At 70.2% G+C, this 26,912-nt stretch carries 14 protein-coding genes; 5 read left to right on the top strand and 9 right to left on the bottom strand.

Annotated features, from left to right (window positions below; genetic code table 11):
- Positions 1–567: phosphatase PAP2 family protein (locus tag ACTWQN_RS13520; protein ID WP_443203774.1), on the bottom strand; the 567-nt coding region annotated here is incomplete at its 3' end.
- Between the two features lie 38 nt (positions 568–605).
- Here ACTWQN_RS13520 and ACTWQN_RS13515 point away from each other — a divergent pair.
- Positions 606–2,123 (top strand): sensor histidine kinase, encoded by a 1,518-nt coding sequence (locus ACTWQN_RS13515; protein ID WP_443203773.1) that lies wholly within the window; start codon positions 606–608, stop codon positions 2,121–2,123.
- Positions 2,124–2,131: 8 nt separating this feature from the next.
- Complete coding sequence (locus ACTWQN_RS13510) at positions 2,132–2,797, top strand: response regulator (protein WP_443203772.1); 666 nt, start codon at positions 2,132–2,134, stop codon at positions 2,795–2,797.
- 273 nt (positions 2,798–3,070) lie between these two features.
- On the opposite strand, the gene ACTWQN_RS13505 is transcribed toward ACTWQN_RS13510, so the two are convergent.
- Complete coding sequence (locus tag ACTWQN_RS13505; RefSeq protein ID WP_443203771.1) at positions 3,071–3,670, bottom strand: phosphatase PAP2 family protein; 600 nt, start codon at positions 3,668–3,670, stop codon at positions 3,071–3,073.
- 211 nt (positions 3,671–3,881) lie between these two features.
- Between ACTWQN_RS13505 and ACTWQN_RS13500 the strand changes: the two genes are divergently transcribed.
- A complete protein-coding gene (locus tag ACTWQN_RS13500) occupies positions 3,882–4,430 on the top strand; it encodes a chorismate mutase (RefSeq protein WP_443203770.1) in 549 nt (182 codons plus the stop codon).
- A gap of 468 nt (positions 4,431–4,898) precedes the next feature.
- On the opposite strand, the gene ACTWQN_RS13495 is transcribed toward ACTWQN_RS13500, so the two are convergent.
- Entirely contained in the window at positions 4,899–5,732 is an 834-nt protein-coding gene (locus ACTWQN_RS13495) for an NAD(P)H-binding protein (RefSeq protein WP_443203769.1), read from the bottom strand.
- A 148-nt stretch (positions 5,733–5,880) separates the two neighbouring features.
- On the opposite strand from ACTWQN_RS13495, the gene ACTWQN_RS13490 reads away from it, so the two are divergent.
- Positions 5,881–6,783 carry an LLM class flavin-dependent oxidoreductase gene (locus ACTWQN_RS13490; RefSeq protein ID WP_443203768.1) on the top strand — a complete coding sequence of 301 codons (903 nt, stop codon included), beginning with the start codon at positions 5,881–5,883 and terminating at the stop codon, positions 6,781–6,783.
- Positions 6,784–6,907: 124 nt separating this feature from the next.
- On the opposite strand, the gene ACTWQN_RS13485 is transcribed toward ACTWQN_RS13490, so the two are convergent.
- The 3 genes from ACTWQN_RS13485 to ACTWQN_RS13475 form a co-directional block, all read right to left on the bottom strand.
- Positions 6,908–8,074 carry a serine hydrolase domain-containing protein gene (locus ACTWQN_RS13485; protein ID WP_443203767.1) on the bottom strand — a complete coding sequence of 389 codons (1,167 nt, stop codon included), beginning with the start codon at positions 8,072–8,074 and terminating at the stop codon, positions 6,908–6,910.
- A gap of 65 nt (positions 8,075–8,139) precedes the next feature.
- Entirely contained in the window at positions 8,140–11,409 is a 3,270-nt protein-coding gene (locus ACTWQN_RS13480) for a BTAD domain-containing putative transcriptional regulator (protein ID WP_443203766.1), read from the bottom strand.
- A 226-nt stretch (positions 11,410–11,635) separates the two neighbouring features.
- Positions 11,636–12,526, bottom strand: coding sequence for an SseB family protein (locus ACTWQN_RS13475; RefSeq protein ID WP_443203765.1), 891 nt, complete (start codon positions 12,524–12,526; stop codon positions 11,636–11,638).
- A gap of 71 nt (positions 12,527–12,597) precedes the next feature.
- On the opposite strand from ACTWQN_RS13475, the gene ACTWQN_RS13470 reads away from it, so the two are divergent.
- Complete coding sequence (locus tag ACTWQN_RS13470; protein WP_443203764.1) at positions 12,598–14,274, top strand: right-handed parallel beta-helix repeat-containing protein; 1,677 nt, start codon at positions 12,598–12,600, stop codon at positions 14,272–14,274.
- Between the two features lie 52 nt (positions 14,275–14,326).
- Here ACTWQN_RS13470 and ACTWQN_RS13465 read toward each other — a convergent pair whose 3' ends face one another.
- The 3 genes from ACTWQN_RS13465 to ACTWQN_RS13455 all read right to left on the bottom strand — a co-directional run bounded on the left by ACTWQN_RS13465 (position 14,327) and on the right by ACTWQN_RS13455 (position 26,852).
- Entirely contained in the window at positions 14,327–15,220 is an 894-nt protein-coding gene (locus ACTWQN_RS13465) for an SseB family protein (protein WP_443203763.1), read from the bottom strand.
- Between the two features lie 191 nt (positions 15,221–15,411).
- The gene (locus ACTWQN_RS13460) at positions 15,412–15,759 is read right to left on the bottom strand and encodes a toxin-antitoxin system YwqK family antitoxin (RefSeq protein ID WP_443203762.1); all 348 of its coding nucleotides are present in this window, start codon (positions 15,757–15,759) and stop codon (positions 15,412–15,414) included.
- Positions 15,756–26,852, bottom strand: a complete 11,097-nt coding sequence (locus ACTWQN_RS13455; RefSeq protein ID WP_443203761.1) for a WXG100-like domain-containing protein — start codon at positions 26,850–26,852, stop codon at positions 15,756–15,758. The genes ACTWQN_RS13460 and ACTWQN_RS13455 overlap by 4 nt, the downstream gene beginning before the upstream one ends.
- Between the last annotated feature and the right edge of the window lie 60 nt (positions 26,853–26,912).

Raw genomic sequence — 26,912 nt, 5'->3', positions numbered from 1 at the left:
CGCACCGCCCCAACTCAACCACACGGTCACCGCACCCACGGCGGCACCGAGAGCGAAACCCGCCAGGACGTCGTGGGGGTAGTGGACGCCGATGAAGATTCGGGAGAAGCCCTCCAGCAGCGCGAGGACAACCGCGAGTGCCGTGATTCGGCGCCACAGCACCGACAGCGTGACCGCGAAGGCGGCAGCCGCCGCCGAATGGCTGCTGGGCAGCGACCAGTTGCTGACGTCCGCGCAGTTCGCGATTGTTCCGCCCGCGATCCGCAACGCCCGGCACGGCCGCTCCTGCTGCACCTGGTCCTTGATCAGCTCGCTGAGCAACCAGCTCACCGGCGCGGCCACCAGCGGCACGACCAGCACGAACAGCCGCCGATCGGCACGCCGCCCGCCCAGCTCGAACTTCTGCGGATCGGTGCGCCACCACCCCAGCACGGCCAGTGCGGCGAAGACCGCCAGCAGCGCCTGGGTTCCCACCAGCGCGGAGCCGTGCACCCACTCCGGTGTCGACTTCGCCCATTCAGCGATCGCGCGATACCAAGTCGCGCTCAGCTCCAGCAGACTCCGCATCAATCCGACATTACCGACCGGCCGGTAGCGTTCAGGTGGTGAAGGTGTCGAAGCGGGACGTGCTGTGGTGGCTCGTCCTGTCCGTTCCGGTGCTCGCGGTGAACCAGTTCGCGGCCACCGCGCCGTTTCGCGCCTGGGAGATCCTGCTCGGCGTTGCCGTGGTCGGTGGCACCGTCTTGCTGCGGCGCACCCGGCCGCTGGTCGCGGTGGTCGTCGCGTTGGCGGCCTGGGCGCTGGCGCTGATCTCCAGACCGGACGAGACCGCCATCGGGGCGTTCGCCTGCACCGCTGTGGTGATCGCGATCAGCTACGCCGCCGGATACCGGGTACGGCGACATCGCGACGCGCTGATCCGGCTCGCCCTGGCCAGCGCCGTGCTGTCGCTGCTCGTGCTCGTGTTGTCGCACGACGTCGGGGCCTGGCTGGTCGCACTGCTCGGTGCGCTGCTGTTCGCGCTGGTCCCGTGGCTGTTGGGGCGCCACCACCAGAAGTACCGGACGCTGGTGCGGGCCGGTTGGGCGCGGGCCGAGCACCTGGAACGGCAGCAGCAGATGGTCCGGGAGCAGGCGCGGTTGCAGGAGCGCACCCGGATCGCCAGGGACATGCACGACCTGCTCGGGCACCAGCTCAGCCTCGTCGCATTGCGCATCGGCGCGTTGGAGGTCGCGCCCGATTTGGCCACCGGGCATCGGGAAGCGGCCGGTCAGGCGCGGGTCTCGGTGACCGCTGCGGCCGAGCGGCTGCGGGAAGTCGTCGAGGTGCTGCGCGACGACGCCGCGCCGGTCACCACCGATGAGACCGCAGCGGGGCTCGTCGAGCACGCGCGGCAGGCCGGGATGTCCGTGACGCGCACCGAAACCGGCGACGTGCCTCGGTCGTCGATGCGCATGCGCTCGGTGTACCGGATCGTGCAGGAGGCGCTGACCAACGCCGCGAAGCACGCGCCGGGCGCGGACGTGACCGTCGAGATCCGGCACGGCACGGACGAAAGCCGGGTGTCGGTGGCGAATCCGCTGGTCGAGGCCGAGGGTGCGGCCGGGAACGGGTACGGCCTCGTCGCACTCGCCGAGCGGGTTCGGCTGGCGGGCGGGTCTTTCCAAGCTGGGCCGCGGCAGGGGCGCTTCCTGCTGACCGCGCGGATCCCGCAGGTGGCGCAGGCAATCGCGGCGACGTCGGAGTCCGCCGAGCACCTCGCGCGGGCGGAAGGCCAGGTGCGCAGCAGCCGGAACGTCGTGGTCGCGGTGGCCGCGGCGAGTGCGGTCGTGTTGGGGTTGCTGACCGCCTGCATCACGGTGTTCGACACCATCACGTCGGTGCTGCCCTCGGCGGCCTTCGACCGGATGCAGCTGGGGCAATCGCGGTCCGCCATCGAGCCGCTGCTGCCGATGCGCACCCGGATCGATGACCCGCCCGAGGGCGACCCGCCGCGACCGGCGGGGGCGAGCTGCGCTTACTACAGCGCGCACCACAACCCGTTCGGCGAACGGCACGGGGAGCTGTACCGGCTGTGCTTCCGGCAGAACACGTTGGTGAGCAAGGACTTTCTGCAACAGTAGGAGGAGAAGTGCGCGTGGTGCTGGCCGACGACGAAGCCATGGTTCGCGCCGGGGTGCGGGCGATCCTGGGCGCCGATGCGGACATCGAAGTCGTCGGGGAAGCCGCCAACGGGCGGGACGCCGTGGAACTGGTGCGGCGGCACCGGCCGTCGGTGGCGCTGCTGGACATCCGGATGCCGGGCCTCGACGGGCTCGCCGCGGCGGACGAAATCCGCCGCGTGGCACCGGAAACCGCAGTGCTGATCATGACGACGTTCGACGAGGACGCCTACGTCGCGCAGGCCCTCCACGGCGGGGCCAGCGGATTCCTGCTCAAGACCGGGGACCCGCGCGAACTGCTGCTGGGTGTCCGGGCGGCGGCCGAAGGCGGCGCGTACCTTTCGCCGCCGGTGGCCCGTCGGGTCATCAAGGAGTTCGGTGGTCCTCGACTGCGGCAGGAAATCGCCGCTCGCGAGCACGTGGACGCGCTCAGCGAGCGGGAGCGCGAGGTGCTCGCGCTGGTGGGGGCCGGGCTGTCCAATGCCGAGATCGCCAGGCGGCTGCACGTCGTGGAAGGCACCGTGAAGGCTTATGTGAGCGCGATCCTGAACCGGCTGGGCGTGAAGAACCGGGTCCAGGCCGCGATCCTCGCCTACGAAGCGGGCCTGGTGGACCGCGAAGGTTCGGACCGGTGAGAAGGCGCGCGGATCGGCGGGGTCGTGAGTGGGAATCCCGGTTCTCACTCACGACCCTCCAGCGCGATTCGGCCGGAAGACGCCCGCCCGGGAGGACTAACGCGGGTGGCCGGAAGTTGCCCAGCACCAACCGAAGGACTGCGGGATCTTGTGGAATGGCCGCAGTTCGACGACCCGCGGCCAGCCGAACGACTAGTTGCCGGTTGGGAAATTCGTTCTTCCGTACCAACGCGCGCTCCGCAGCGAACGGTTTTCCGGTCGATCCCGGCCAGGTCAGGAGTGCTGCTGGACGGACCGGTGGGATGCCAGCGCCGTGGCCAGGGACATGCCCGCTGTCGCGGTGAGGGCGCCGAGGAGGAGACCGGCGATGACGTCGTGCGGGTAGTGCACGCCGACGAAAACGCGCAGGAATCCTTCCAAGGCGGCGATAACCACCGCGACGATGGCCAGTCGGCGCCACGCGACGGCGAGCCCGACCGCGGCGGCCGCCGCGATGGTGGCGTGATTGCTGGGCAGCGACCAGTCGCCCGGCTCGGGGCATTCCGCGATGGTCGCCACGATGTCGCGGACCGCGCGGCACGGGCGTTCTTGCTCGACGAGGGTTTTGGTGAACTCGCTGATCGCGTAGGCGAGCACCGTGACGACCGGCACCGCTAACGCGAAGATGCGCATCCGGCGGTCGGCGCGGCGCGTTCGCCACAGGTTCGCCAGCACCAGTGCACCGAACACCAGCAGCACGGCCTCGGTGGCGATGTCCGCCAACCCCTGCACCCAACCCGGTGCGTCGTGGGCGAGGCCGATCACCGCGCGGTACCAGCCGATGCTGATATCCGGCACGTCCTCGATCTCATTGGCGGCCAACGGAAAACTCATCGATCCCTCCACGTCTTCGCAGGTCGCAACGACGGTAGGGATCCGGCACGGGTGGCAGCAGTGGTCTTTCGGCACCGACGACCTTGACTTTCGTCAGGTTCCGGAAAGCGGGTGCGCAATCGCGCTGGCGCATCCCTTGAGAACGGTGGTCGACGGGTGGTCGGTGCGCGATACTCGGGCGCGGTTGGGTCGTCTATCGGGAGGGTTTGCGATGCGTTCCCTGCTCCTCGCCAGCGCCGTCGTCGTCGCGTTCGCAGCTCCGGCTCAGGCCGCCGACGATTCCCTCGACCCGCTGCTGCGATCAGCTGCCGAGCGCGTCGCGACGTCCGACCAGGTGGCGGCGGCCAAGTGGGGCACCGACCAGCCGATCGACGACCCGGTACGGGAGCAGCAGGTGCTGGACTCCGTGGCGCGCAAGTCGGTGGAGCTCGGCATCGATCCGGAGGAGTCGAAGCGGGTCTTCCGCGACCAGATCGAGGCCAGCAAAGTCGTCCAGCGCGCCCTGCACGCGTACTGGGCGGCGCACCCCGACGAGCAGCCGACCGAGCGCCCCGACCTCGGCGAGATCCGACCGATCATCGACCGGCTGGGCGACGAGATCCTGCTTGAGCTGCGCGACACCGAGCGGCTGCGCGAACAGCCGTCCTGCGGCGGCTACCTGATCAGCGCGTTCCAGCAGACCCGCAGCGAGCTGCGGTTGAACGGGCTGCACCAGATCGGCCTCGCCCGCGCCGTCCCCTCGATCTGCACCGGCCCTTGAGCCCAGCAGGATGAATGATCGTCCCGGTAAGAGAGTGCGCGGGTTGGTTTGGGTGGCGGTGCGGGTAGCGGAACCTGAGTGCCTGTTTTTGAAGTGGTCGTGTCGGGCCGTCCACCTCGGGTGAGGTGGGCGATTTCGCGCGAAATCGCCGTCTCCCCCGCGGGGCGGGTGGCGATTTCGCGCGAAATCGCCAGGTCTGCCACCCGCACCGCGAAGCAAAACGAGTTCGAAGACAGACTCTCAGAGGTCTTCTCGTCTCCGGGATCCCCGACATCATGTATGTCCGATACGCAGCGTCGTGGCTGTCCTCGCGAGATAACTCGGGGTGCCGGGTGTCCCCGCATGGCACTGCCTGAGAACCCGCGGCGGTGCCAGCTGCGAGGGTGGCGGGAAGCGGCTGACGCCGCTTGCCTGACGACCACCCCCGCTACGCCCAATCCGTGCGAGTTCTTAGAACCGGAATTTGGCTCACGAGAAGTCCGCTGCGTGGTCGGTGGCCCATTCTCGGAAGGTTCTGGCCGGGTGGCCGGTCAGGCTCTGCACCATCGGGGACACCAGCTCCGGTTCCCGGGTCAGCCTTTCCCAGTAGTCGAGGGCGGTGTCGGCGATGGTCGTCGGCCAGCCGCCGTCCAGCATTCGGCGGCGGGCCGCCGACCGGGACATCTCCTCCCAGCGCAGCGGGCGGCCGATCGCCGCACCTATCACCCGCAGCTGCTCGATCTGGGTCATCGTCTCGGGCCCGGTCAGGGCGTACTTCGCCCCGGTGTGACCGTCTTCGAGCAGCACTCGCACGGCGGCGTCCGCGATGTCCTTCTCGTGGATCAGCGGTCGGGCCGCCGCACCGTAGACGTCGCGAACCACACCATCGGCGCGGATCTCCTGCGCCCAGCCCAAGGTGTTGGCGGCGAATCCGCCCGCCCGCAGGAAGGTCCAGTCCACATCGGAGGTTTCGATGAGCCGTTCCAGCTCGGTGTGGAACAGCTCCTCGCTCTCGCCCGCCCCGGTGGCCGACAGGTAGACGATGCGCCGGGCGTGCTCGGCGACCGCGGCGAGGAACCGCGGCGCCAGGTTCGCCGACGCCAGCGGCCAGACGAGGAACACCGACTCGATGCCGTGCAGCGGCAGCGAGTCGGGGTCGGCGATGTCGCCGCGTGCCACCTCCACGCCGTCGGGGACCGGCACGTCGGCCGGGTTCCGAGTGGTCATCGCTCGAACCCGGACACCTGCCGCTGCCAGTCCGGCAATGACGTGCCGCCCCACCTTGCCGGTCGCGCCCACCACGAGGATCGTTCCGTTGGTCATCGCCGCAATCCCTTCCGCTCTGCTGCCACCGAACCTAAGAGTTCGACTTAACTGGAGGTCAACGGTTCGCCGCGGGGACTTGACCTCCAGTGTGCTCGAAGTTCGACGCTGGGAAAGCACTGGTCCCGCAGGCCTCCGGGAGGGCGCCATGCCGGTCGATATCGGAATCTTCTTGCCCGACGCGGCGGACGTCGAGATCCGGGAGGCGACCTACCACGCCGTCGATGCTGAGCTGGACTCGATCTGGAGCGGCGATCACCTCGCCAACGGAGTGCCGGTGCTCGACGGCATGCTGACGTTGGCCACCGCGGCGGCGGTGACCGAGTGCATCGACATCGGCTTCGCGGTCCTGCTGCCCGCGCTGCGCCCGCACGTGTGCGCCGCCAAGCAGATCGCGACGCTGCAGCACCTCACCGGTGGCGACCGGTTGCACCTCGGCATCGGCGTCGGCGACCACCAGAGCGGTTGGGACGCGGTGGGCGTCGACCCCACCACGCGCGGTCGGCGCACCGATGAGTTCCTGCGGCTGCTGCCGTCGCTGCTCAGCGGCGAACCGACCGCGCTGCCGCACGGCCCCGTCGTGCGGCTCGCTCCTCCGGTGGCTCCGCCGCCGGTGTGGATCGGTGGTTCCTCGCCCGCCGCGCTGCGCCGCGCGGCCCGCTTCGGCGATGGGTGGTTCGCCGACCTGCACGGTGCCTCGGACCTGCGCGCCAAGGCCGCTCGGCTGCGCGAGCTGGCCGCGGAGCACGGTCGCTCGGCGCCCCGGCTGGCGACGGTGATCCACGCCGCCCTCACCGACCGGCCCGATCCGGGCCTGGCCGAACGCTGTGCTCGTCGGCTCGCGGCGACCTTCGGGATGTCGGTCGAGGTGGCCCGGCGGGTCGTGGTCGCCGGGACTCCGGCGCAGGCGGCGGAGCAGCTCGCGGGCTACGCGGCGGCTGGGGTGGAGAAGGTGGCCGTCGCGGTGGACGGCGACTGGCACCGCGGCTGCGACCTGCTCGGCCAGGTCCGCCAACTCCTGAACCCGACCCCACGCCCGAAATGCCCCTGAACGACCAGTTTCGCAATGCGGAATCGCGCCACGTTCGGGTTAAGGCTGAAGGGCACCTTTGACCGACTATGCCGGTCGAAGGTGCCCTTCACTCAGTTCTCACTCGCGAGCGGCGGGGATTGGGTCAGTCGTCTAGGGCTTGGAACGTGGTGGTTCGGAAGTCGTGGAAGATCTTTGGTGGGGCGGCGGACATCATTGCGCGTTGGGTCAGCAGGATGGCCACCAGATCCTCGGTCGGGTCCGCGAAGGCGGTCGTGCCGAGGCCGCCGTTCCAGCCGAACTGGCCGGGCGTGGTCGACAGATCGGTGCGGCGGGTGACCACGCCGTGGCCGAATCCCCAGCCCGCGTCGGTGCCGAGGATCAGCTGCGCATCGATCTTCTGCTCCTCGGTCAGCTGGTCGGTGGTCATCAGCGTCACGGCCGGTCGGGACAGGATTCGCTGCTGCCCGCAGCGCCCCTGGTCCAGCAGCATCCGGTAGAAGGCCAGGAAGTCGTCGACCGTCGAGACCAGCCCGCCGCCGCCGGAGTGGAACACCGGCGCGCTGTCCCGGGGGTCGTCGCGCGGCACGAGCGCACCGGCCGGGTCTGGCTGGTAGCTCGGCGCCAACCGGTGCAGTTGGTCGGCGGGCACGTGGAACCCCGTGTCGCGCATCCCGAGCGGTTCGAAGATCCGCTCCCGCAGGAAGTCCGGGAACGCCTGGCCCGAAGCGCGCTCGATCAGCACGCCCAGCACGTCGGATCCGGTGTGGTAGAGCCACTGCTCGCCGGGCTGGTAGGCCAGCGGCAGGTCCCCGAGCCGCCGCAGCCACTCGTCGAAGGACAGCTCGGGCGAGTCCGGCCCCGGCACCAATCCGGCTTCCGCCATCGCCCGGAAGATCGGCGGATCACCCAGCACGACCCCCAGGCCGAACCGGAAGGTCAGCAGGTCGCGCAGGCTGATCGGCCGGTTCGCGGGCACCGTGTCGGCCAGCGGACCGTCGACCCGCGACAGCACCCGGCGGTCGGCCAGTTCCGGCAGCAAGGCGTCGACCGGGTCGTCGAGCCGCAGCACGCATTCCTCCACCAGCACCAGCGCAGCCGCCGCAGTGATCGGCTTGGTCATCGAGGCGATGCGGAAGATCGTGTCCCGCCGCATCACCTCGGCCCCGCCGACGGCCTGCGTACCGAGCGCCACCACGTGCGTCTCACCCCGCCGACTGACCAGGGCCACCAGGCCCGGCACCTCGCCGCGAGCCACGTATCCGGACAGCACCTCGTGCATTCGCGCCAATCGCGCCTTCGAAAACCCCACGGTTCCTCCTGCGTCGTTCCCACCGTATCGACCTGGCGATCGGCGGAAACTCATCGGCAGGTTGGTCAAGCGACGGAGTTCGCGCCCCAGCGGATCGTGCTGCCCGCGACTCGGCGGAGCTCGGCGGCTTCCGGGGTGCCGAGTTCGGCGAAGACGGCGTGCGCGCGGCGCCAGTAGTCCTGGGCCAGTTGGGCTCGTCCGGCACACCGGTGCAGCTCGGCGAGTTCGTGCAGGGCCAGCGCCTGCGGGTAGCGCTCGCTGCGGTCGATGGCCAGCCGCTGGCCCTGGTCGATCAGCTCGGCGGCGGTGGTGAGGTCGCCGATGTCGCGGTGCGCCGCGCCGAAGCTGATGAGCACTTCGCTTTCCGCGGCCGGGCCGCTGACCTGCCGCACGATTTGCAGCGCCGCGTGCAGATTGGTCATCGCATCGTCGTAGCGGCCCAGCTCGCGGTAGGTCTTGCCGAGCCGGTGCCGCGCATAGGCGACCCTCGGTTCCAACCCGTGCTCGACGGCCAATGCCACGGCCCGCCGCAGGAAGTCGACCGCCTGGGCGTAGTTGCCGGTGCGCCGGTGCGCTTCGCCGATGTCGGCGAGCCCGCAGCACTCGCCGTCGGTGTTGCCCGCCTCCCTGGACAACTCGATCCCGCGGTGCAGGCTCTCCAGCGACTCGTCGACGAATCCCAGTGCTGCCAACGCTTTTCCGACGTTGATCCGCAGCACGCCCTCGCGGTACGGGTCGAGCCCGGCGCACAGCGACGCACCCAACCTGTAGTGCTGCAACGCCTCGTGGAACTCGCCCAGCCGAAAGCAGAGCGTGCCCAGCGACTCCAGGCTGCTGGTCTCCAACACCCGGTCTCCGGTCGCCCGGTGGAAATCCAGCGCTCGGTACAGGTGCTCGCAGGCGTCCGCGCCACGGCCCTGGTCGAGGTACGCGGCGGCGAGATCCGCGCGGGTCATCGCCTCGCCGACCGGGTCCTGCGCGGCGACGGCAGCGGCCAAGGCGGCCTCGTGGGTGCGGACCCAGTCGTGGTCGTTTCCGTAGCCGTAGAGGTGCAGGTACTCCCGCAGCGACCTGGTCAGCTGCCACGCGTGCGTCGGCCAGCCCTGCTCGGCGGCCAGGCTCACCGCGGCGATCAGGCAAGCCCGCTCGGCGTCCAGCCATTGCCTGGCGTCCTCCTTGCCGCGCAGCGTCGGCCGGTGCACCGGCCGGCTGCCCGCCAACTTCATCGTCGGCTGGTGCGGCTGCAACAGGTGTGCGGCGCTCGTGGCGCTGTGCAGGTAGAAGTCCAGCACGCGGGTGATCGCCGCGGTGCGCTGCGCCGGGGGCTCCTCCTCGCGCACGATGCTGCGGACGTACTCGGCGAGCAGGTCGTGCAGCCGGTAGCGGTCCCGGGTCACCACGTTGACCAGGTGCTCGTCGACGAGCCGATCGAGCAGCTGCTGCGCCGCGCCGCGGCCGACCCCGGCCAGCGCGGCGACCGCGTCCACCGTGAAGTCGTCGCCCGGATGCAGCCCGAGCAGCCGGAACATCCGGCGCTCGTCCTGGTCGAGCGCGTGGTACGACAGGTCGAAAACGGCCCGCAGCCGACGGTTTCCGGCCACCAGCTCGTACAGCCGGTCACCGGTTTCGGCCAGCCGGACGGCCAGGTCCGACACGGTCCAGGCGCGGCGGGACTGCAACCGCCGCGCGGCGAGCGCGACGGCCAGCGGCAGTCGACCGCACAGTTCCACCACCCGGCGCGCCGCCTCGGGGGTGCCCGCGCCCCGGTTTCGACCGACCACCTTGCGCAGCAGGTCTTCGGCCTCGACCGGGGTGAACACGTCCAGCGGCAGGGTGTGCGCGCCGTCGAGCGCCAGGGTGCGGCGGCTGGTGATGAGCACCGTGTTGTCCGGACCGGCCGGGAGCAGCGGGACGACCTGGTCCTCACCGGAGGCGTTGTCCAGCAGCACCAAGGCCTTCCGGCCGTACAGGCGATCCCGGTACAGCATCACCCGTTCGTCCATTCTGGACGGTATCTGGTCGTCGGGAACGCCCAGCAGCCGCAGGAACGAGGCCAGTACCGCGGACGGATCGGCGGGCGGCTGGTCGGCGTGCCCGCGCAGGTCCACGTACAGCTGGCAGTCGCCGCACCGCCCGGCCGCCAACAACTGGTGCGCCGCGCGCACCGCCAGGCGGGTCTTGCCGACCCCGCCCATGCCCTCGATCAGCGAGATCGTCACCGCCGTACCGCCGTCGGCCGCGCGCACCCGCTCGTGCAACGCGCTCAACTCGGCCTCGCGGCCGGTGAAGTCGGCGATGTCGGGCGGCAACTGGCGGTGCGCGCTGACCGGCGTGAAATCCGGTCGCGGCACTTCCTGGCGCAGCACCCGCTCGTACGCCGCGACGAGGTCCGGACCGGGATCGGCGCCCAGCTCCTCGGCCAGGCGGCGCCGCAGCGTGTCGTAGACGTTGAGCGCGGCGGCCTGCTGGCCGCTACCGGCCAGCGCGATCATCAGCGCCGCGTGGACCGCTTCGTGCAGCGGATCGGCCTCCGCGACGCGTTGCAGGGACGGCAGGACTTCCTGGTGGCGTCCCAATCCTGCTGCCACGGCGGCGTACTCCACCAGCACGGCGTAGTACTCCCTGGTCAACGCCGTGATCAGCGGGTGGGCCTGCAGGCTGCCGAGCCCTTCCAGCGGCTCACCGCGCCACAACGCGACCGCTTCGGAGAAAAGTCCGCACGCCTCGGCGGTTTTCTCCTCATCACGGGCGCACCGCGCGAGGGCGACGAGTCGCTGGAACACCAGCAGGTCGTGCTGGCCTTCGGGAACCGCCAACTGGTAGCCGCCGCGATCCGCCACCAGCACCGGGGGATCCTGCGGTCCGGGTTGCAGCCTGCGGCGCAGCCGGGACACCCGGGACTGCAGCAGGTCGGCGGATCCGGAGACGGACTGCACGCCCCAGACCGCCTCGATCAGCGCGTCCCGCGCCACCGGGATGTTCGGCGACAACGCCAACAGACCCAACAGCACTCGTTGGGCTTCCGAGCCGGGGTCAACGGATTTTCCGTTGACGATGATCTTCAGCGGTCCCAGGACTTCGATCCGCAGTCCACTGCCGCCTTCGCCGCCCGCCGCGCGGATCAGTTCTTCGAGTTCGATTCGCGAGAGACCGAGCACTTCGGACAACCGGCGCAGGGTGGCGGCGCGCGGGCGGACCACCCGCCCCTGTTCCACATCCCGCAGCCCCGCTGCGCTCAGCCCCGCTCGATCGGCCACCTGCAGCTGCGTCAGACCGGCGCGCTTGCGGAATTCGCGGAGCAATTTCCCCAGTTGGCTGCCCGACGCGTCCACCACGTCAATCACCTCTATCGAGAATCGAGCCACTGGTGACGACAAACGTTCGCCATGCCCGTCCGACCCCGCAGCACCGCACAGTTGTCGATGTTGTAGCACATTCGTGGCGCGAAAAGGGCCTACCGGCCAAATCGAAACCGCGGCACCCGCGGATTTGGCATTATGTTGCCACCACAACGACTAACGCGTGGTGGCGGTGCAATCGGTTCCACTTCGGTCGGTGCGTTCAGTTGTTCTGCGCATCCGGGTTTTCTGAAAGCATTTCAGCAATGACCTCGACCAGTTCATCGACGCCTTCGCCGGACATGATGAGCTCGGTACCGCTACCGGGGTTGAAGCACAGAACGTGTTCCCGGCCCGGCCAGTTCGCGGCCACCGCGAGGAACGGCAGTTCGATGTGCTCCGCCACGCGCGGCGCCGTTCGGGCGAGCAGCTCGGTCGAGCTGAACACCGGGATGGCCGGACCGATCCGCAACCACGGGAAGTTCGCGCCGTCGAAATCCTCCGACACCGGACCGCTCATCGGCACCACCACGAGGGCGTCCACCAACGCGCTCAGGAACGCATCGGGGTCCTGCCGCTCGACCGCCTGGGCCAGCGCCGCTTCGAGTTCGTTCGCCGGTGCGGCCGCACCCGGCGCCACCCCACCGCACAGTTCCGCGAGGCACAGCTCGCGGATCTCCGCCTGCACCTGTTCGGCCAACACCGCCTCGGCGTCTTCGACCGGGATCAGGGCTTCCTCGCCGTCGACCAATCGGCTCAACGCGTCCAGCGGGAGAACCACGCCGATCGGCAGTCCCGGGTTCAACGCGAACTGGTGGTCCGGTCCCGGCCAATTCCGCGCGAGCGCCGCGACGTCGACTTCCCGATGCCCCAAGGAGTACGGGCCCAGCCCGTGCGAAAGCGCTTCGGGCGAGGTGAAAGCGAGGACGTGCGCGCGGTCCAGCGGCATGAACTCGTCCAAATCCCGGCGCAGTTCGCTGCCCGGCTCGGGCAGCACCGGCAGGTACAGCGGTGACTCCAACACGATCTGGGCGTACCGCCTGCTGTCGCCCGCATCCAGCGCCGCGACCAGCTCGCGTTCGATTTCATTGGCAGGCTGCCATTCGGAATCCACCCGAAACCGCCCTTCTGGGGTAGTTTGTTGCACGCACACTAGTACTTCTTCACGGATATGCGCGGGGAGTCATGGCACGCACCCTTTTCGTCTCGCCCGAGCAACGCGGTGCACTTCCGACGATCCGGGACGCGCTGGATGCCGCCGACAGCGGTGCCATCATCTCCATCGCCCCCGGTGAATACGACGAGCAGATCACGATCCGCGGGCAGCAGGTGGTGCTCGCCGCCCGCGAACCCGGCACGGTAACCATCACCTCGCCGTTGCGGGACCAGCCGACCGTGTCGGTCACCGACGGCACCGTGGAGTTCAGCGGGTTGGCCGTGCACTCCACAGCGGACTCCGCGATCCGCATCGTCGGCGGCAAGGCGAAGATCGTCGACTGCTCGGCGTCCGCCGGATTCGCCGCGGCCATCAGCGTCGCACGCGGGGCCGACGTGGAGCTGCGCGGCGTCGAGGTCACCTCCGCCCAGTACGGGCTGATCATCGAGAACGCCGACGGGATGGTGGAGAGCTGCGCCTTCCGCGACACCGTCGACGACGCGGTGATCGTGCGGCTCGGGGCCCGCGCCACGCTGCGACACTGCACTGTGGAAGGTTCCGGATTTCGCGGGATCTACATGTACCAGGCGGGGAATTCGAGCATCGAGCGCTGCGACATCTCGCGGACCGGGGACGCCGGGATCGCGGTGGCCGATCAGACCTCGCCGAACATCGTCGAGTGCTGGGTGCACGACACGCAGGGTGCGGGCATCACGGTGGGGCGCGGCTGCGGCGGGGTGATCGAGGACTGCCGGGTGGAGAACACCGCACCCCCCGGCGTGCTGATCGACGACGGCGCGCGAACGCAGGTGCGGCGCAACGACTCGGCGATCGCCAAACCGCCGGTGGGTGCGCAGGCCTCCGGAAGCGCGCAACAGGACCAGGAGCAGATCGACACCCTGCTGGCCGAACTCGACGGCATGATCGGCCTGACCGGGGTGAAGGCCGAGGTGCGGGCGCTGATCGACGAGATCCAGGTCAACGAGTGGCGGCGCAGCGAAGGGCTGTCGGTCAGCACCGTCAGCAACCACCTGGTGTTCACCGGCGCACCCGGCACCGGCAAGACCACCGTGGCCCGCGTGTACGGGAAGTTGTTGCAGGCGCTGGGAATCCTGCCCAACGGGCGGTTCAAGGAGGTCTCCCGGCGCGACCTGGTCGGCCAGTACATCGGGCACACCGCGGAGAAGGCGGCGTCGGCGTTCGACGAGGCGCGCGGTGGTGTGCTGTTCATCGACGAGGCGTACACGCTGTCGCGCTCCAGCGGCGGCGGTGCGGACTTCGGCCAGGAGGCGATCGACACGCTGGTCAAGTTGATGGAGGACCACCGCGACGAGGTCGCCGTCATCGTGGCCGGGTACACCGAGGAGATGCGCCAGTTCCTGGACACCAACCCGGGTTTGGCGTCCAGGTTCGCCAAGACGCTGGAGTTCGAGAACTACACGCCGGAACAGCTGGTGCAGATCAGCGGGCACATCGCGGGCAGCGACGACTACCTGCTCGGCGAGGACCTGGACGTGGCGCTGCTGGAGTGGTTCGCGCAGATCGAGCGCGACCAGAACTTCGGCAACGCCCGCGAGGCGCGCAAACTGCTGGAGCGGATGCGCAAATCCCAATCCACCCGGCTGCGCGGCCTCGGCCGCCGCCCCACCCGAGAAGACCTCCGAACCCTGACCCTCGACGACCTCCTCGACGCCGTTCGCGAATGAGCGGTCGCGCGGATTGGCGTTGTGGGACCGTTCGGCGTTTCGCGGGTGGTGGTTACGGTTCTTGATTGGCTTGTTGAGCCGCGGTGATCAGGTCTGGGACTGCCGGGCCGGGCAGTGTCAGCTCGGTCGGGGTGCCCGGGTTCAGCAGCAGGACGTGCTCCTCGCTGGGCCAGTTGGTCAGCAGGGTCAACAACGGCAGCTGGACGCGGTGCGCGTTGCTCGGCGCGATGCGGTCCAGGACCTCGGTCGAGGTGAACACCGGGATAACCGGGGACTGCTCGCCACCGACCACCCGCCACGGCGACCCCTGCGCGGCCGGTTGCGCGGCATCCGGCACCGGGCGCCGCGTCGGCACCACGACCTCCGAGGTGACCAGCGCGAACACGAACTCGTCGAAGTTCTGCTCGTCGACGGCCGCCAACAGCCGGGCCTCCAGGTCGTTCGCCGAGGCCTCGTCGAGCGCCCGCGCCGCCGTTTCCGCATCGCTGCCCAACTCCGCGAGGACCATCTCCCGGACCTCCTCCAGCACCTCGTCGACCACCGCGTCCTCCACGTCCTGCATGGCCATCAGCTGCTGACGACCGGACGCGAGTTCGTCGATGTCGTTGAAGGACAGGAAAACACCGACCGGGGTGCCCGGATCGACGAGCAGCTGCCGGTCCGGATCGCCGAACCGCACCCGCAGTGCGGCCAGGTCGAGTTCCTGGTAGTTGGTCGCGGCTGGACCGAACACTCCGAACAGAGCCTCCGGCGAGGTGAACACCACCGTCTGGTCCGCGTCCACCGACGGCAACCAACCCGGCCACGCCGCGATGCCCTCGTCGTCGGTGGGCAAGTACAACGTCGCACCGCGCAGCAACTGCGCGTACCGCGTTCCGTCACCATCCTCAAGCGCGGCCAGCATGCCGGACTCCACGCTGTTCACGGGCCGCCACTGAGCTTCCACGTATTGATCCTCTCCACATCGCTGACACCGATTCCAAGTGCCCGCCTTCGCTCTTGCTCCCCACACCACCGCTGCGGGGCGGTACTTATGGTGTGAAGGGCACCTTTTACCCAGTTAGTTGGTGAAAGGTGCCCTTCACCTCTCACCTGAACGGACCCGCACCGCTACCCGAAACGAGCCCGAGGACACCTCTAGCCTTCGTCGTGCCATCGGACGTTTCCCTGGGCGTCGAAGCCGCGCCGCCGGAGGATCCGCCCAGTGTCGGAGAACTCCACCTCGACGGCAAGGGTGCCGTCGGATCGCCAACCGCGGTGCACCCCGACCGGCAGCCCGCGGCGGAATTCGGCTTCTTCCTTGCGGGTGCCGTCCGGGAACCACTCGATTTCCGTGCCGTGCTGCACCCCGTCCTGATAACCGGTCAACGCGATCAGCGTGCCGTCCGGCAGCCACTCCGCAGCTTCACCGGTGAACGGTTCGCCCTGGTAGCAGACGGGACCGTAGGGCTGGCTGTCGAGCTCTTCGGCGTCGACCCTGATCACTGTTGACTCCTGCGTTCTCGCTCCAGCCGTTCGATCGCCTCGTCGCGGGCCTGCCTGAGGGCCGCGTAGTCGGGATTAGCGATCTCGACCGGAGAGGTGTAGAGCGGGTTCGTGTTCTCCGGCGCCCGGCTGTTCGGATCGTAGGGGTTCATGTGCCGCCCCACTGGGAAACCGCCGGTGCCCAGCAGCGCACCGTGCCGGAGGTCGGCCGGTTGCCGCACGTCTGCGGGCAACGATCTCGGACCGGACAGGATCCGGGCGCAGTTGGCGCAGCAGGCCACGATCTGCTTGCCCTCGTCCTGTGGCATCCTGAACGACTCCAGGGTCCTCCGGACGTCCACGTAGAGGTCGTCGAGCACCGCCTCGAACTCGCCCCACGTGGTGATCGGGATGATGTCGACGTCCCGGCCCTCGCGCCGCACCGACACGACCCCGACCGGGTCGCGGCCGTCCCGCTGCGCCGCTGCCCGCTCCTCGTCCGCGCGGATCTGCTCCCGCAGCTTGAGCACCGCGTCGAGCGCCTTGACCTCAGCGTGCCGGTGCGGGTGGTCGAGGTGCGGGAACCAACCCAATTCGAGGTCGTTCAGCTCGACACCTATCCGATGGGCGCGCTGCCCCGGTGCGGGGCCTTCGACCTGCCCGGCCATCTCGCGGATGAGTTCGCGCAGCTTCGCGTGCAGCAGGTCGGCGTTGGTGAGCGGATAGGTGTTGCCGTCGCTGTCCACGCCGGTCAGCTGGCTGCCGTCGGCTCCCGTCGCCCTGGTCGGGACCACGGTGCCCTGCCGTCCGTTCATGGCCTCGACGACCAGTCCATAGCGCCGGTCCAGCAGCAACGCGTTGACGGCGCCGCTGTTCTTCCCGAGGCTCCGCTTCGTGTAGGTGCGGCCGTCCTTGTCTTCGTGCCGTCCTTCCGCGACAGCCGCCCGGATGCCCGTCCAGCGGGCGTCGATGGCTTCCTGGACGTAGCGCTGGTAGGGCTTGCCATCGACCGATTCGATCAGCTCGTTCGAGCGCTCGATGCGGCGCGTGTCGGAGGCGCCGCCGATCTGCTCCAGCAGGTGGCCGCGTTCCAGGTCGCGCTGGATCATCGGGGCCTGGTAGACGCTCGGGACGGATCTGGCTGCCGGTGCGGTGCCCTCCGACGGCCCCAACTCGGTCATCGCCGTTTCCAGCTGGTGCAACGCTTTTCGCAGCACGACGCCGGTGACCAGGTCGCGGACCGCCTGCTGCGGCCAGCCGCGCGGTAGTTCGATCACCGCCGGTTCTGCTTGCTGCCAGCCGTCGTCGCCTCGCCGCATGCTCGGGATCCGCAGCGTGCCCTCGGTTCCGGTGCCGGGCCGGACCTGGACATCCAGCGCCAGGCCGTTCGCCCAGCGCAGCTGCCAGGTGCCGTCCTCGTCGCGTTGCGCGGACTCGACCGGCGCATGGTCGAAGAACCGCGCCGCGGAGGCCAGTACCTCGGAGTCGGAAGCGGCCTCGTGCTCGGCGACGACGTTCGTGGAACTCAACACCACCGGTTCGGCACGACCGTCCAACCGCATCGGTGCGGCTGGTGCGGCGGCCTGTTGCGGGCCGGAATTCCCTTGCGAGGAAGCGACGTTCGCCATTGCAGGCGCTGCGGGCGCCGCCTGGGGCTGTGGTGCTCGCGCCTGTTGCTGGCCGGAATCCCCTGGCAGTCCGGCGGGACCGGTCGGGTTCGGTGCCGGTGGTGCGGTGCCCGGGTTGAAGTGCTCGGCGATTCGGTTGAGGGCTTGCAGCACCTGGTCGGCGACGTCGTCCCGGTGCACCGGGACTTCGACCACGACCGGATCGGCCGCTCGGGGCAGTCCGTCCGCACCGGTTCGGCTTGCCGGTAGCTGGATCTCGACGTCGTCCGACGCCGTCGCACCGAAGTGGACCTCGGCCATCGCGCCGCCGGTGAACGCCACCACGGTGCGCGGGTCGTTGCGGGTGCCGATGTCCACCTGCACCTCCGCCACGCCGACCCGCGCGAGCTCGTGCCGCGCGAGGCCCGCCACGACCTCCCGCAGTCCGGTCAGTTCCGGCTTCCCGGCGGGCACCGGCAACCGCTCGGTTCGGGGCTGCTGGCCCGGCCCGGACGCCTCATCGGTCTGGTACGTCGCGAACCGCCCGAACAGGTCGGCCTGCTGCTGTTCCGGCCGGTGGTCGCGCAGCGCGGCGCGGAAGTTCTGCTGCAACGACCGCTCGTTCGCGGGTGCCGTCGATGGGTCGGGCCGTTCGGCCGAGGTGGCGGCGCGGTGCAGCTGGTCCGCGCTGGTGTACCGGACCGACGGCCCTGGCTGGTGCACGCGGTGCAGGGCCTTGCGGATGTGCTGGATCACCGGCCCGGATGCGGCCAGCGCCGCGCCGAACGCGGCACCGGCGGGGCCCAGCGCGGTGCCCGCCGTCAGCTGCATCACCCCGATGCCGCCGAGCGAGGCGTTGGCCACGTACGAGGCCTGCGGACCGAGCTTGGAACCCACCCGGCCCTGCTTCGTCTCGATGGTCCAGCCGATCTTGGTCAGGTACGCGGTGGCCGCGGTGAGCGTGGTCGCCGCGACCGCGCCGAAGACGTTGCCGGTCGCCAACTGCTCGCCGAGCAGCAGCACGTTCGCCCCGGTCAGGCCACCCCAGCCGACGACGTTCTGCAGGAAGCGCAATTTCGGGTGCAGGCCGACGTCCCACTGCTTCCAGATCCCCGGCAGGGTCGTCACCAGGAACGGCACGGCCACCGCGGTGTAGGCGATGCCGATGGCCATCGTCCAGTCGGTGCCGATGCTGGCCTGCGCCAAGCTGGACGCCAGGTTGACCAGCCAGGTGACCGGCGTGCCGATGGCCACGAACCGTTCCAGCCGTTTCGAGGCGGCGCCGCCGGTGCCGCCGTACACGTCCCGGTTGAGGTAGTCGGTCAACCGGGAGAACAGCATGACCGCGGCTTGCACCCGGTCTTCCATCGTTTCGCCGCCGGTGGTGTTCAGCGGCGTGGAGATGACCGCCTGGTAGTCGGTGAGGAACTCGTTGATCCGGCGCTGGAACTGCACGCCCGCGTTGTCCAGGATCTCCTTGAAGACCTCCCGACCGGCGCGGCCCAGCGGGTTGATGTTGTCCGGCAGGTACTTCTGGATCAGCCTCCCCAGCGTCTCGACCGCGTCCGGGTCGAGCCTGCCGCGCTCCACCAGCGATTCGGTGAGGGCGCGGATCTTCTGCGCGTGCAGCAGTTTCGCGTTGCCCATCATGCTGCGGGTGATGAACGCGACGCTGCCCGCCAGCGCGAGCGATCCGGCGAGCACCGGGGAGGCCGTCAGGCCCACCGCCGTGGCGCCCGCGACGCCGACCGCCGCCCCGGCCATGCCCGCCAGGTTCCGGCGGCGCACCCGCTGCTGGACCCGGGCCAGCTCCCGGTCGCGTTCCTGCTGGCCGCGCTCGGTTTCTTCGACGGTGTCGCGCACCACGCCGACGAGATCGTCCTGACCGGCGTCCCTGGTGTACATCGTGGCGACGATCGATTCCAGAGTCAGCGGGTTGGTGGTGAGGCCGTCCGCGTCGGTGGCGGGCCGCAGGTCGCGCGCGGTCTGCTCGGCCTGCGCCCGCTCCTGCTGCGCCGCGCGCTGGTTCTGGATGATGTCTCTGGCCAGGCCGGTGGCGGCGAGCCGCTCGCGCTTGGCGTGGTCGGAGTCGACGACGTTGGTCGCGGCGACCAGCGACCGCATCTGCTGGTTGCCGCGCCAGTCGCCGGGCCCGACGGCGGTTTCCGGATTCGGCACGAAACCTTCGGCCAGCAGTTGCTCGGCGCGCTGCCGGATCTGCTGGACGCGGTCCTCGGTGAACTCGGCGAAGAACTCCTCCCACGCCGCGCCGTGCGCGGAGAAGTACTCGTCGACGAAGTGCTGCTTGCCCGCCTGGATCGAGCCGTCCACCAGCCGGTCGAAGTTGTCGCGGGTGATCTTGCGGGCCAGGTCCTCGCCGCGCTGGTCACCGAGTTCCCGCAGCACCGGTTCCAGCTCGTTGTAGGGCCGCGTGTAGTGCGCGCCCGGTTGCGGGTTGATGGTGTCGGAACCGTAGAGCAGCCGGTCGCTGTGCGCCCGCACCAGGTCGATGAACGCCTGCCGCACCGCGTCGTCGCGCAGGTATTGGCCCAGCGGGCTCCAGGAGAAGTCGAAGTTCAGCCCTGGCACGGCATCCAGCGCCCGGTGGACGAACTGGAGGTGCTGCGCGGTCAGCGACGTCCAGTTGCCGACCCCGAGGTGCGCCCAGACCAGCCGGTTGGTCGCCAGGTCCGGGTTCTCCTTCAGCAGCGCCAGCATCGGCACCAGGCCGCGTTCGTCCGGGGCGCCGGAGAGCATCAGGCCGTTGGTGTTCAGCCGGGCCAACCCGTTGTCGGAGTGCAGCAGCTGCATGGTGCCCAGCACCTGGTGGGCGCGCATCTTCTCCAGCAGGTACGGGTTGAACTTGCTCGGCGCGGTGGTGTTCAGGCTCTCCGCCGCGATCGACTTCCCGGCCAGGCGCAGCAGGTTCTTCAGCTCGACGACGCGCTCGACGAGGGTGTCGAAGAATTCCAGCTGCTGTTCGGCTTCGGCACCGCCCTGGTGGAGGCTGCCGTCGGCCGGGAACAGCCGGGCCAGTTCCGGTCCGAGCTGCGCGTGCCGCAGGTCGCCGTCGCGCAACGCCTGCTTGATGACGTTCGCGGCCTCGATGAGCTGGCCGAGGTGGGCGACCCACGCCGGGTTGTAGATGGTGTTGGTCTCCCGGCCGAGCAGCCGGTCGACGAGTTCCTTGCGCCCGGTTTCTTCGCCGTTGACGTAGGCGCCGTGCACCATCACCGACGCGAGTTGGCTGCCCATCGCGCCCGGGATGTCCCAGCGGGTGCCGACGGAGCCGACGACCGCCCGTTCCTTGAGGTGGTCGGGCAGTTGGCCGTGCAGGTTGTACATCCAGGCGTCGACGTACTTGCCCTGCAGTTCCAGGAAACCCGTGGTGCCTTCCAGCAGTCCCATCCGCAGCACCGAAAGGGTGCCGTAGTAGAAGGTGCCGCTGCCCGCGGCGAGGCCGAAGCCGCGTTCCCGGATCCCGGAGATCAGCACCCGCCCCTCGGCGCCCCGGTTCTCCAGGTCCTGCAGCAGCCGCGCCGGGTTGACGTAGCGTTCCAAGGCGTAGCCGAGCAGGTGCAGGTGGATGTCGCTGGCGTACCGGAAGCCCACCCGCGGCTTGCCGATCATCCCGGCGGTGTCCTCGGAGACGCCCAGCGCGCGCAGTTCGTCGACCAGGTCCGGGTTCGTCGGATCCAGGCCCTCGAAGGCGGTGCGGGCCGCTCGCGCAGCCGGGGCCAGCGATTCGCGACCCGTCATCCGACCCCAGGTGCGGGAGAAGAACCGGTCGATCTGGAGCAGCCTGTCCACCAGCGCGACCCGGTGGTCGGCTGGCTGCTCGGCCCGGCCCGGACTGGTGACCTTCCCGGTGATCAGGGCGATCTCGGCCTGGGTGAGCCTGGTGCGGTCGCCGATCTCCTGGTGCGTCAACCCGGCATCGCTGGCCCTGTTGATCACATCGCGCAGGTTCGCCACGTACTCGGCGTGCTCCCGCAGCCGCCGCTGCTCGGCGCGGCGCAGCCCATCCACGGCTTCGTCCAGCCGCCCTTCCAGCTCCTTGACGGCACGCGCGGCCCGGTTCAGGGCTTGCACCGCGCTCTCCGGCCCGCGAGGCGCGGCCGGGCCCTGGACCTGCCCGGATGTGACGAAGCGCGCTGGCATCCGCAGCACGTGCGCGACGTTGCCGGGCCGCTGCGCGGCGAGTTCCCGGGTCAGCACCCGCCGCTGCTCGGCGTACTCCTGGCGCAGCTGCTGCACGTGCTGCCAATGGACGCGGTACCCGGATTCGGCTTGCCGTCGAAGGGGTTCGTAGACGCGGACGACCTCGTACAGGTCCCAGCGCACACCGACCATGCCCCGGATGCCCCGCTTCACGTCGCCGGGCAGGTCGTCCGGGTCGAGCGCGGGCGCCTCCGGGACGACTGCCGCCGCCAGTTCCGCTTCGGAGTCGGCGCGCAGCAGATCCCGGTCGAGGTCGGCTTTCAGCAGGTCCAGCACCGGATCGGCGATGCGGTCGGCCTTGCGTTCCGACAGGCCGCGCTCCAGCGCGCGGTCGCGGGCCTCGATGATCTCGGTCTGGGCGGTTCCGGCGACGTTGGCCAGCCGCTGTTCGGCCCGCTGCACCGCGACCGCCGAGCGCTGCTTGTGCACCAGCAGCTTCTCGTAGTGCTGGACGGCCATCGCGAGCACTTCGGTGGCCGGTGCGCGCAGGATTTCCTGCGGCAGGCTCGACGGTTTGGGCACGAAGTCGGCTTCCACCGGGGAATCGGTGCCGCGGGTCAGGCCCGGTTCGAGGATCTTCGCGCGGACCTCGCCCCTGGGCAGCTCCAACGCTTCCGCCAACGAATCGATCAGGGCGTCGGTGTTCGGGTCCAGCCCGGCGAACTCCACGACCCGAACGGCCAGCCACTTGGCCCAGTTCGACCGGTCCGCGATCTTGCGCGCGAGGTCGACGTCCACCGCACGGGCGGAGGTCAACTGCGCCCGGGCCCGGTCCACCGACTGGCCCGATTCGTCCACATCGGACTGGAGGGCGCGGGCGGCGGTCGTGGATCGCGGCGCGATGGGCAGCAGGTCGAACACTCGGCGGCGGGGCGCGGGAACCGCGCTGTCCGCACCGCTTTCCGAACTGTCGGGGGTCTGCGCGACGGCCGTGGTCTGCGGTGCCACGAGCTCCGCGACCCCGGCGGGTCGGCGCGCTCCGGCGAGGATTTCTTCGCGGTGGCGAGCCAGTTCGGGTTGCGACGACTGGGCGAGTTCCCGGTCGATGCGCGCCGCGTGGCCGCGGGCGACCGAGGCTTCCGGAGTTTCCAGCCGCAGCACCACCGGGTTGCCGTTGCGCGGGTCCCGCCAGGTGGTGACCACGCCCGGATCGCCGGTCCGCCAACCGTCGGCGATGCCGTCGGGCTCGAAACCGGAGTCGGTCAGCGCGCGCAGCAGGGCCTGCGCGTCCGCCGCGAAGATCTCGGCGTCCGGCATGCGCACCGAGTAGCGCGCGTGCTCGGCCGCGTCGGTCGGCGCCAGCGGGTCGACCAGCAGCTGCACGCCGGGCACGGCGTTGACGATGGCCGCGTGCATCGGCTGGGTCGTCGCGTCGAGGGTGATGCCCAATGACCGGTCCGCCACCTCACCGAGTCCTTCGGTCAGGTCGTGCACCTCGCCGAGCGCCCGCCGCAGCGCCGCGTCGGTCAGCAGCTTCTGCTGGCTCCCGCCCTCCAGCGTCTTGCCGGAAATCGTGACCTGCACGGGACTGACCTGCACCAACTGCCCGTCTCGGACGGCGAGTTCGGGGGGTGTGACCCGGAATCGCCCGGCGGGCAGCTCGGCGTCGACCTGGAAGATCGCGTGCACGGTGGCGGTGGGGTAGTGCAGCCGCACCGCGTTGCCGTCCACGGCCGCCGCCACCGGTGCCCGGCTGCCGGGTTGGCCGCCCGCCGCTTCGGTCAGCCGGTCGAGGAAGTTCCTGGCGTGCTGCCGGACCTCGTCGGTGTGCGCGGCCGTCTCCCCGGTCACCGGGAGTTCGCCCTCGATCGGCGACAGTTCGCGGGCCTGCTGGAGCGTGGCCGCGCTGAACAGCTGGTGCGGCCGGTCGGCGCGACCCGGCACGCCCTGCTGCATCTCGCGCAGCCCCGCGTTGACCAGGTCGTGCATCTGATCAGCGGTCGACGCGGCGGAAACGCGCAGCTCACCCCAGTCCGCTTGGCGCAGGGCGGTGCCGTCGTTGCGCCAGGACGGGGTGCGCACGTGGATCTGACCAGGACCCAGCTCCCGGTCGACGGTGACGCGCACCGCCACGTCCGTGCCGGATTCCGCGTAGTGCGCCAGCACCGTGGTACTCGATCTGCCAGCGCCCGCCAGTGCGACCGCGTCCGAGTCACCGGACGGGGGCGGGGTGAAGGCCCGACGACGGGCGATCTCGTTGCGGAGAAGGGAATCGGCCTGGCCCGGCGAGGTCAGCACGCCGTTCGGCACCACTTGCACGGTGCGGGCGAGCGCCTGCCAGACGTCGCCTTCCCGAGTTGCCGCGCCCTGCACCTCGGCGCGACCGTGCGATGCGTCGAACTCGCCGTGGACGACCGCGGGACTGGCGGCAAGCAGGTGCGCCGCCGATTCGAGGAGCAGCTTCGCGCCGATGTCCAGCGCCTCGGTCACGTTCGCGGTCGTGGTGGTGGAGATCAGGATCTCGGCGGGCGCGGTTTGGACGTAGCCGCCCGGGCTCAGCTCGAACTGGCCGGGGCGCACCTCCCAGGTTCCGGCGGGCAGTCCGTGGTCCAGTTGCAGCCGCGCTTGGGCGACCGAGCCATCCGGCGCGGTCAGCGTGACGACCCCGGTGCCGGGGTCGAAGACGGCGTGACCTGCCCGCACCAGCTCGGCGAGCTGGTTGGTCGCGCCCTGCCGCGCGATCTCCAGCGATTCGACCGGGTCGAGCAGGTTTCCCGGCGGTTCGAGCCGGATCGGCTGGGCCTGCGGAGCCGGTCCGACGTCCCGCAGCCCGGACTGCACCGCAGGCGCTTGATCCGGCCCGGCCGCGGCCGCCCGGGTCGCGGCGTCGGCGAGGCTGTGCTCGGCGTCGGCGTTGGATCGCTGCGACTCGGCGGGCTCCTGATCCTTCCCGGGCTGGCCGGATTCATCGGCCGACTGGCCGTCGTCGGACTCCGATGCCGAGGGGTCCGGTGGATCGCCCTGCTCCTCGGTTCGCCCGTCCGCGGCGGGGTTCTCCTCCTGCGATTCGCCATCGGCGGCGCCCGACTCGGTTTGCTCGTCGTCGTGCGATTCGTTCTCGGTCTGCTCGGTGTCCACTGAGGACTGATCTGAGCTGTTCGACGGGCCGCTCTCCGACCCGTCGCTCCCGGCTTCCCCCGCCTCGGTTTCGCCGGACTCGGTCTCCTCAGACTCGGTTTCCCGAGACTCGGTCTCCCCGGTTTCGGGCGAACCGCTCTCCGAGCCACCAACTTCGGAGCCATCGGCATCCGGTGCTCCATTACCGGAGTCGCCGCTGTCTGCGGCGTCGCCTTCGGACGCATCGGGATCCGGCGTCCCGGGCTCGGCACCTCCGGACTCCGGAGCTGCGGCGTCCGGATCTGGGGCATCCGGATCGTTGGATTCCGGGGTGGGCGTACCAGCTTCGTTGTCGGCATTCCCGCCGGTCTCGTCGTCGGCGCCCTCGTCGGAGCCGGAACTCGACGTGCCGTCGTCCGAGCCACCACCCGAACCGCTGCCAGAACCGCTGCCAGCACCGTCCGATCCGGCTCCGCCGCCGGAACCCGCCGCCGCGTCTCCCGGACGCGCCGCCGAACCGCCCTGCCCCGCACCCGAACCGGACCCACCCGAAGCACCACCCGACGGCGCACCGGAACCGCCCGAAGCACCACCACCCGCCGGGGCACCACTGGCGGGGGCCCCGCCCATTGCGGGCGCAGCACCGGCCGCGCCCTGCAACGTCGGTGCGGTCGTGCTCGGCGGGTCCGCGATGAAGTTGCCCATGTGCGGCGTTCGGCCCGCCGCACCGGTTTGCTCCATGAGGTTGATCGATTCGCCGACCTCGGCGAAGCTGCGCTCGCCGATGTGCTGCTCCCACAGCCCGCCCATCGCCCCGCCCAACGCGGCCTGCCCGACCCCTTCCCAGGTGAGTCCCTCGGACCCGTAGAGGCGGGTGGGTTTGGCCGCGAGCCCCGCGAGCTGCTCGGGATTCGTCACCGCGGTCGCACCGACGACCGCGGCCACCCCGCCGACCGCACCGGTCGTCACGAAGCCGCTGAACTTGCTGGCCAGGCCCAGCGGCGCACCGCCGAGGCTGGCGCCGACGAACGCCCCCGCGGTGGACTGCGCGCTGTACTGGTACCGACCGTTCGTCTCCGCCATGGTCTTGAACTGCGCGTACAGGTCGGAGCCGACGCCGAACTTCAGCGCACTGGCCAAGCCGTAGCCGACCATCCGCTGCCGCAGGACGTTGCCGGTGGTCAGCTCCCGAGTGCCGAGCCGGGTGGTCAACTGCCGGTCGACGGCACGGCGCACCGCGTTGTTCACCAGCGCCTGCCGCTGCGCGCTCAACACCGGCGCGGCTCCTAGCGCGGCTCGCCCGGACAGCCGCGCGGCGAGCTGCCGTTCAACGGCCTGCCGCAACGCGCGGTCGCGCAAGATGTCCCGCGCGGCCTGGCGCGCGGCCTGTCCGGTCCCGGCGGTGCGCGCGGCGTCCAACGCCATTTCGCGGATGATCCGCCCGGACTGCTGGCGCGCCGCCGACTGCGCCGCCAGGTTGCTCAAATAGCGCCCGAGTCCGGTCCCGGCCAGCCTCGTCGCGGCGTTCTTGGCAGCGGTGCCAGCGGCGGTCTGCCCCAACAGGCCCAGCGTCCGGCCGGTCAGCTGCGCGGCCACGGTTCCGGCCCGCACACTCAACCGCCGCAGGGTCTGCTGGATGAAGATGGCGCCAACCCTCTGCAACGCGAACGTGATGGCTCGCCGGGTCACGGACTGGGCGATCAGGACCGCTGGCGGGATGCCCAGCAGCGAGGCACCCCAGGTGAACGCCGCGGCTATCAGCGCCCGCACGATCTCGAAGCACAGCAACAACAGGCTCGCCTGGAAGGCGTTCTTGGTCAGCACGACCGCGTTGTTGAACTGGTAAGCGCCCTGCGCGTAAGAACCGGCGGTGGAAACGTAGGCGTTGGTCGCCTGAACGAGCTGCGTGATGGCCAGTTGCATGTTCACCGCCGCCAGGCCGCCGCTCCACGCGGCGTCCAGCTGCTCGGCAGCGATGGCGGTGTCCTTGGCGAACCTGGCTACCTCTTCGACTTCTCGGGCCCAAGCTCCGCCGAGTTCCGCCGACTTGGCCTCGTCGGCCTCCGGGTAATCGCCGACCAGCAGCCGGATGATCGAGCTCAACCGCGGGATCGGGACGGGCGCGATCAACCAGGTGCGCAACCACTCGTTGATCAGGTCGATGTACTTGTCGGCTTCCTCCCCGAAATCCACGACGCCCTGCGCGAAGTCGTCGAGCACATCACCCACCGGAAAACCTCCGCAGCAGCTGGGCCGGGCACTGCACTTCGCGCGAACTCCGCACGGATC

Source organism: Saccharopolyspora antiqui, from assembly GCF_052246905.1.
Taxonomy (GTDB): domain Bacteria; phylum Actinomycetota; class Actinomycetes; order Mycobacteriales; family Pseudonocardiaceae; genus Saccharopolyspora.
The sequence above is the reverse complement of the archived record's forward strand: the minus strand, read 5'-3'. Positions and strand labels throughout refer to the sequence as shown.